The following is a 7,417-nucleotide window of genomic DNA, read 5'->3' as shown; positions in this document are numbered from 1 at the left end:
GTTCCCACGGCGCCAGCACATGCGCTTACTCCAGCACAGCAAGTCGATACTGGCAACCTATCTGACAGAGCTCAGAATTGGATTGCGTGCGGGGCTCGGCGTACTCGCTGGTTCTTTCTTTCTACGCATGTCACGATCGCACACTGTGCTGATTGCGGTGCATTGACGCTGCCCTTGTCTCGATCGCTCTCGGAGCGAGCTTGGCCGGCGCCTATGCTGGAGATCTCAGCGGGGACTGCTGGGGCTTATCGGTCTGTGATGCTTTGGCGTGCGTTCAGCCGCCATGGGCACAGCCACTACGGCCGTGAGGGGAAGCCGTCGGCATCATGGCGGTCTCATTCCCTGCCCTTTGACCCTTCTGTCATGACGTTCGCAATACTCGCGGGGAGTGCGGAGCATGGTTTGGCTTTTGCGGTGACGATGATGATTGGTCCGTCGCGTCTTTATGCTTACTCTGTCGGCGCGTTTGCTCTGCTGGCGATCATTTTTCCGTCCAGCGAGCTTCTCAATCGACTAGCAGTCGCCTCCCAAGGCCTTGGCGCTAGTCACCCGCTCGAGCGGCAAGGGACTGCGCGGGCGGTCCTGCCCGTCATCGCGATCACGAAATATTCATGCGTTATGATCCGGTGATCGTTACACGCGGTGTTGCGACTAGTGTCGGACTCTCCCCTCGTGGAGGGATAGATGCCCCGAGCTCAGAGGCACGGGCGAACGGCGCTGCGTCGAGTTGCCGACGGTTTGTGCTCCTTGTCTACGCTTGAGGGCCAAACCAACAGACGACTGTGTCGACCAAGCGCTTTTTCGGAAAAACGCCGGCGACGAACTCGGGCCTGAATGTGTCCGTCTTCCGAATGTGCTACAGCCGAACCCGGACAGGCAGGAAGCGGCTCCATTCCGGCCGTCTCTACGATGATGAGCACCGCTAACGACTACGTGTCCAAATCCACGACGTACCGCTACAACTTGACTGCTGCCTTGTGGGCGCTGCAGTCAGTAGTCTACCGTCTGTTGATGCCGGCTTTCGCAGAAATGGGCTACCTTTTGCGGTATTCCGCACGATCTCGCATCGTCTTGGCGCCAGTACTGTGAGTGGAAAAAAGGGTCCTTGGCCGCTTACGTGCAAATTACCCGACGTCGAACTGCGAGGGACCCATACCAACCCTAACTATTGAAAATAATATAGAAACTGGCGCATCCGCACAGGATTTCGAACCCTAGTGACCTCTGCCTTCGGAGAATGGATAGTAGGCTTCCGCCGAACGAACCTATCCGTTTCCATCGATTGCGCGCTATGTCACTGAAATCACAAAACAAATTGAACTCGACTCAGCGTCCAACGGTACGACGGAGCGGCTCAACCCCTCCCTGCCGTGCTTTACGCAACGCTTACGCGGGATTTCATGAAGGAACCTCCGCGAAGGCGAAGTCGACCAAACGAACCGTCGATGCCACTCGAAATCAGGTCTCGGATTATGTCTCTGGGACGACGAGACCTCCAGTTCGGACTACGTGTCTTCAAATCGGGGATAGCGAGCTATGATGGTGCAGTATCGCGCCGACGCCGTTCGCGTCGCGTCTCACGATCGGCCTGCACGGAGTATGGACTCCTGAAGACGCCAGCGTGAGGCGAAAGTCCTGCGCGGCCAGGTCGCAAGAGGCGCAACACCTCGCTGAGAACAGCAAGCTCCACCGCGTAGGGCAATCACCGATCAGATGGAACGCTGCAGCCGCTATCTCAGACGATCTGAGGAAGGAGACTTGTGCTCGGCAAGCGAGCCGTCCGAAGAAGGCCACTACGATTTTATCTACTCGATTTGGGTCGCATCGGGCAGCACATACGTTCCCCTGCATCGGTAACCGACGGGCGGATTGGCACAAGTCCGACACATCACTCTCGCGGAGGAAGGACATCATGGCGGTAGAACCGAGGCGCGCGCGAGATGGCCGCGCAGGCCAGGAAGAAACACCGCCTTAGCCGAGCGTATCGAGGCGCTCGAGTGCGAAGCTTGCGGATTGACCGGACAGGCCGCACGAGCAAAGCCCCGCGCGAAAAAAATAAGCATAAACTTTTCCACATGGCCGATCCTGAAAGCGCGTTGGCACCTCCGTGAACTCGCTTACGGACATTGCATGAATCTTTGTGACAGCGGCTTTCCACATGCGAATGACGCAGTGCGAAAAATTGGGCTGTTCACGCGACTCCCGATCAATAGACTGAATTTGTTGCATGATTCGGAGCAGGGTCATGCGGCCGGGCGGTGGGGTCCGGTCTGGGGTCTTTGCGTCGAGAAGTCCTGGCCGTCCGAGTTCTAGACAAGATTGTTCGTTGTGTGTGCCCTCCCGCGGAGCGTGTGGCGGCGCTCCTCAGAACGACAGGAAGCATTCCATGGAACTTCTCGAACTCGAATTCTCCCGCGAAATCCATCCGGTGGATGTTATCGAGCAGGTGGCCCACAACAACGACTGGTCCTTTGAGCGGGCTGGCGACGACGAGATCTCGATCTCGGTTGCTGGCAGCTGGACCGACTATCACGTCTCCTTCTCGTGGATGGAGGATTTCGAGGCGCTGCATCTGGCCTGCGCCTTCGACATCAAGGTGCCGGAGACCCGCGCGCTCGAAGTGATGCGGCTGCTCTCGCTGATCAACGAACAGATGCTGTTCGGTCATTTCGACCTCTGGGAGCAGGAAGGCGCGATCATGTTCCGCCAGTCGCTGCTCCTGGCGGGCGGGGTCGAGCCGTCGAGCCAGCAGGTCGAAGTGTTGCTGTCGTCGGCGCTGGAAGCCTGCGAATGCTATTTCCAGGCGTTTCAGTTCGTCGTCTGGTCGGGGACCTCGGCCAAGGACGCGCTGGCCGGCGTGCTGTTCGAGACCTACGGCAACGCCTGAGCGACGGCAAGGCAGAAGGCAGAGATGAGTTCGAGCAGCGAGCGCAAGCCCGAGATCAGTTTTGCCGACTTCGATCGTGTCGACATCCGCGCCGGCACGATCGTCGAGGCAGAGCCTTTTCCCGAGGCGCGCAAGCCGGCGTTCAAGCTGAAGATCGATTTCGGCGCAGGCATCGGCATCAAGAAATCGTCGGCGCAGATCACCAAATACTACGCGCCTGAAACGCTGATCGGCCGGCAGGTGTTCGCGGTGGTCAATTTCCCACCGCGCCAGATCGGCCCGTTCATGTCGGAAGTGCTGACACTCGGCTTTCCCGACGAAGAGGGCGCGGTGGTGCTTGGCGCCATCGAGCGGAAGGTCCCGGACGGCGGGCGGCTGTTCTAAAAATCAACGAGCAGAATCCCTCCGGATCCGTCATCTCTTGGCTCGATCTTTTCCTGCCAGATGCAACTTGGCCCGGCGTGCTCAAAGAACCTTGCCGAGCGCAGCGCCGCCAGGAAGCCCCGGCAGGCACAATCATTGCGCGGCAGCCGGCCGGATTGAAGCCATACCCGGAGGCCGAAACGCGCCGAGAATGGTTCCGACCGTTGCGGCCGAGAGTACGAGATGGAGGACGTCGAACGGCCAGGCGAGTCCGAAATGCATCAGCATAAGGGTCAGGAAGGAAGGCGACGCCGCATCCGCGGGAATTAGGATCAAGCCTACGGCCAGGGCCAGCCCACATTTGAGTATGGCAACTGTTGCGAAAACGATGAACATTATGGCGAGGAAACGCAGATGATTGCCATCCAGCGCACGCCAGCACCCGATAGGATCAAACGATCCTGTCCAGAGAAAATCACCGACAAAAAGATATGTCCAGACAAGTACGAAAGCACCCGCCAACAGGTTGAAGACTCCCATCGCCGACACCCAAGGCGCGACGTCCTCAGGGGTGAGCGGTAGGTCACGCGTGGCCAGCAGGGCGGCCACAAGCAGTCTGTGCTCGCCGGCGACGGCAAAGCCGCAAACAAGCTGGATCACCGCGAGAAGCAACGCAGCCAAGAGAATCCGCGGGCTGAGCTCAAAGCGCATGCCCGGGACAGCGAAGCGTCTGACACGTTCAACGCCGCGCCGAACAACGACACGACCGCGCTCGGGCGCGTTTGCCATGCGGTCCAGAACGAACGCAAGGACCATCGCCGAGAACGGCGTCGCAACAATCGCGGAAAGCCAGGTCCTGGAGTCAAAGCCTCGCGATAGAAGCCAGCCGGGCACCTGCCCCGGATCGGCAAAAAGAATAAGAGCAAGCGCCGCCAGACAGAGCGTCGTCAGAAAGCAGGGAAACCAGGCGGTCACGAAGAGTGGCCAGGCATTCGCACGGCAATAGCCGAACACCTTCGCAACGGTCTTGCTGATGCGCAAGACGCGACGCTTCGGCGATACGGCAGGCGACTGGTCCAGCGTTGAAATCGGTGTCAATCCCGCAGCGAACTACAGATGCAGAATAATGCACCGCAAGGAACTGTCGCGCAAGCTCTCGCAAGGAGCGCGCTCTCGGCGACTAAAGCTTGCCGGCGCACCATCTCCCAATGCATCCCAACAATTTCACGCGGAAGACTTGTCTAAAAGTATCGGCAAGTTGTCGAAGTTCTGGATTCCTGAAGGAAACGTATGAGTGGGCGCCATCGAAGAGGCCGCTCAACAGCCGCCGCTCCGCATCGCCGGGGGCAGACGCCACATACCCAAAAGTATGCTCCGCCCCGGTTATCGGAACTCGCCGTTCCGGCTCGGCCTGCATCTCACTGCATCCTATGCGCCGGCTCCATCACGCCGCCAGCTTGCGCGTCGTTCCCAGCGCTTCCTCGACCGTGTCGAGAAACATTTCCGCGCAGGCTTTCCAGCTATAGCGCATGGCGCGTTCGCGCGCCTCGGCGCGGTCGACATTGAGGGCGGCAAGCGCCGCCGCGCGCAGATCGTTCGAGACCGCGCCACCGAAGCCGTCACCGACGATGTCGATCGGCCCGGTCACCGGATAGGCGGCGACCGGCGTGCCGCTGGCCAGCGCCTCGATGATGACGTTGCCGAAGGTGTCGGTGCGGCTGGGGAAGACGAAGACATCGGCCGAGGCATAGATCTCGGCCAGTTCGTCATTGGGGCGATGGCCGAGGAAATGCGCCTGCGGGTATTTCGCCTTGAGCCTGGCAAGCTCGGGACCTTCGCCGACGACCACCTTGCTGCCGGGCAGGTCGAGGTCGAGGAAGGCGCTCAGGTTCTTTTCGATGGCGACGCGGCCGACGCAGAGGAAGACCGGGCCGGGGAAGCCGAGATCTTTCTTCTTGTCCGGCCGGAAATGGTCGGTGTCGACGCCACGCGTCCAGGGCCTGAGCTTGTTGAAGCCACGCGCCGAAAGGTCGTCGGCGAGCGACTGGGTGGCAACCAGCGTACCCTGGCCGGAATTGTGGAAATCGCGCAGCCAGCGATAGGCCCAGCTTTCCGGCACCGGCAGGCGGGCGCTGAGATATTCGGGAAAGCGTGTGTGATAGCTGGTGGTGAACGGCCGGCCGGCATGGCGGCAATAGCGCCGCGCCATGATGCCGAGCGGACCCTCGGTGACGATGTGGATGTGGTCCGCCTTGCGGGCTTCGATCAGGCGCGCGACATGGCCGGGGGTGGTCAGCGCCAGCCGGATGTCGGGATAGGTCGGCAAGGGCAGCGTGCGAAAGATGTTCGGCGTCAGGAAATCCAGCGCGACATCGAAGGATTTCAGCGTTTCGGCGAGCCGCTCCAGCGTGTGGACGACGCCGTTGACCTGCGGGCGCCAGGCGTCGGTGACCATCAATATGCGCATGGCGGCCCTTTGCTTGAAAGGTCGACGGTTGCCTTGAGACGATGCCGGAACGGCGACCAGCCTGCTGCTCTCGCTTCGCTCCAGCGCACCCGGGCGGGGGGATCGAAGTGAGGCGGCAAGGCCGAATCAATTGAGGTCGCGCGCTTCATGCGCGCTCTTCACCATGGTTTCATGACGGGCGGATGAAGCCGTCGCTTGGCTGAGCATGATTCCATTTTCGGGATCATGCTCCGATTAAGCCGGAACCTTGATGACGGCCCGCAAACCGCCGAGCGGGCTGTCGTCGAGCGTGATGTCGCCGCCATGGCTGCGGGCAATGTCGCGGGCGATCGACAGGCCGAGCCCGGTGCCGCTGGCATCGAGGTTGCGGGCTTCATCGAGCCGCACGAAGGGCTTGAACACGTCTTCGCGCCTGTCGGCGGGAATGCCTGGACCGTCGTCGTCGACGGTGACCAGCAGCGAGCCGCGGCCATGGTTGGCGGTGACCTCCACCGTCTTGGCATAGCGGAAGGCGTTGCCGATGACGTTGGACATCAACCGGGCAAAGGCGTTCGGCCGCACATGCACATCAGGATCGCCCGTAAGCGTCGTCGACAACTTGCGCTTGCGCAGCCTGGCTTCGTCGTCGAGCTTCTGGAAATAGGCATCGAGATCGAACCTCCCGGCGTCTTCCGAAGCCTCGCCGCGGGCAAAGGCGAGATAGCCCTCGAGCATCGACTGCATGTCGTCGATGTCCTGGTCGAGCGCTGCTTTGGTCTCGGCCTTGCCGCCGGCCAGCGCCAGCTGCAGCTTGAAGCGGGTGAGGATGGTTCGCAGATCATGGCTGACGCCGGTCAGCATGGCGGTGCGTTGCTCGATCTGGCGTTCGATGCGCTCGCGCATCTGGATGAAGGCAAAGCCGGCGCGGCGAACCTCCTCGGCGCCGCGCGGCCGGAAATCGCGCGGCATCGGCCGTCCCTTGCCGAAGCTTTCGGCGGCTTCGGCGAGCGTCAGGATCGGCCGGATCTGGTTGCGCAGGAAGGGGATGGCGATCATCAACAGCACCAGCGAGGTACCGACCATCCAGATCAGGAAGATGTGGGTGTTCGAGGCATAGGCCTGGCTGCGGCGCACGAAGACGCGCAGCACCTTGTTCTCGAGCTGGACGCGCACCTCGACGATGTTGGAATTGCCGACCGTGTCGATCCAGAACGGACGGTTGATCTGGCGGGTGATCTCGGCCGAGAGAACATCATCCAAAATCGAGAAAAACGGCTTTGGACCGGGCGCGGGCAGCGGGTCGGGCGGCAAGAGGTCGACCTTCAACTGCATGCGATCCTGGGCGATGCGGATCACGTTGGCGTAGTCGGCGTCGTGCGGATAGGTCTCGATCAGGTCGATGATGGCGGCGATGTCGCGCACGGTGGCCTGCGACAGACGCTGCGTCACGGTTGCCCAATGGCGTTCCATGAAGACGAAGGCGACGACCGATTGCAGCAGGATCATCGGCGCGATGACGATGATCAGCGAGCGGGCATAGAGCCGCTTCGGCATATAGAGCGAAACGAGGCGCCAGAACCGGTTCCAGGCGCGCGGCACCGCCTTCAGCGTCCGCGCGGCGCGTGCGCTCAAGCCGCCATTGCCGGGCTGTTGCAGTTCCGTGGTCGCCATTCGCTCTTTTCGCATGCCCCGCAACCGTTCAGCCGGCCACGGGCGGCATT

6 protein-coding genes are annotated in these 7,417 nt (G+C 61.3%); 3 read left to right on the top strand and 3 right to left on the bottom strand.

What is annotated here, in order from left to right; genetic code table 11:
• Positions 1 to 2,386: 2,386 nt before the first annotated feature.
• Positions 2,387 to 2,887 (top strand): type III secretion system chaperone family protein, encoded by a 501-nt coding sequence (locus tag ACFSQT_RS10360; RefSeq protein ID WP_013893499.1) that lies wholly within the window; start codon positions 2,387 to 2,389, stop codon positions 2,885 to 2,887.
• A gap of 24 nt (positions 2,888 to 2,911) precedes the next feature.
• On the top strand, positions 2,912 to 3,271 hold the full coding sequence (locus ACFSQT_RS10355; RefSeq protein ID WP_379018209.1) for a tRNA-binding protein: 360 nt from the start codon (positions 2,912 to 2,914) through the stop codon (positions 3,269 to 3,271).
• 132 nt (positions 3,272 to 3,403) lie between these two features.
• On the opposite strand, the gene ACFSQT_RS10350 is transcribed toward ACFSQT_RS10355, so the two are convergent.
• On the bottom strand, positions 3,404 to 4,291 hold the full coding sequence (locus ACFSQT_RS10350; RefSeq protein ID WP_379018208.1) for a hypothetical protein: 888 nt from the start codon (positions 4,289 to 4,291) through the stop codon (positions 3,404 to 3,406).
• On the opposite strand from ACFSQT_RS10350, the gene ACFSQT_RS10345 reads away from it, so the two are divergent.
• A complete protein-coding gene (locus ACFSQT_RS10345; protein WP_379018207.1) occupies positions 4,284 to 4,544 on the top strand; it encodes a hypothetical protein in 261 nt (86 codons plus the stop codon). The two genes, ACFSQT_RS10350 and ACFSQT_RS10345, sit on opposite strands and share 8 nt — an antisense overlap.
• Positions 4,545 to 4,694: 150 nt before the next feature.
• Here ACFSQT_RS10345 and ACFSQT_RS10340 read toward each other — a convergent pair whose 3' ends face one another.
• The gene (locus tag ACFSQT_RS10340) at positions 4,695 to 5,717 is read right to left on the bottom strand and encodes a glycosyltransferase family 4 protein (protein WP_379018206.1); all 1,023 of its coding nucleotides are present in this window, start codon (positions 5,715 to 5,717) and stop codon (positions 4,695 to 4,697) included.
• 234 nt (positions 5,718 to 5,951) lie between these two features.
• Positions 5,952 to 7,367, bottom strand: coding sequence for an ATP-binding protein (locus tag ACFSQT_RS10335; protein ID WP_379018205.1), 1,416 nt, complete (start codon positions 7,365 to 7,367; stop codon positions 5,952 to 5,954).
• Positions 7,368 to 7,417 lie beyond the last annotated feature (50 nt).

Source organism: Mesorhizobium calcicola (genome assembly GCF_042682105.1).
Taxonomy (GTDB): Bacteria; Pseudomonadota; Alphaproteobacteria; order Rhizobiales; family Rhizobiaceae; genus Mesorhizobium; species Mesorhizobium calcicola.
This window is presented reverse-complemented; position numbering and strand designations above follow the sequence as displayed.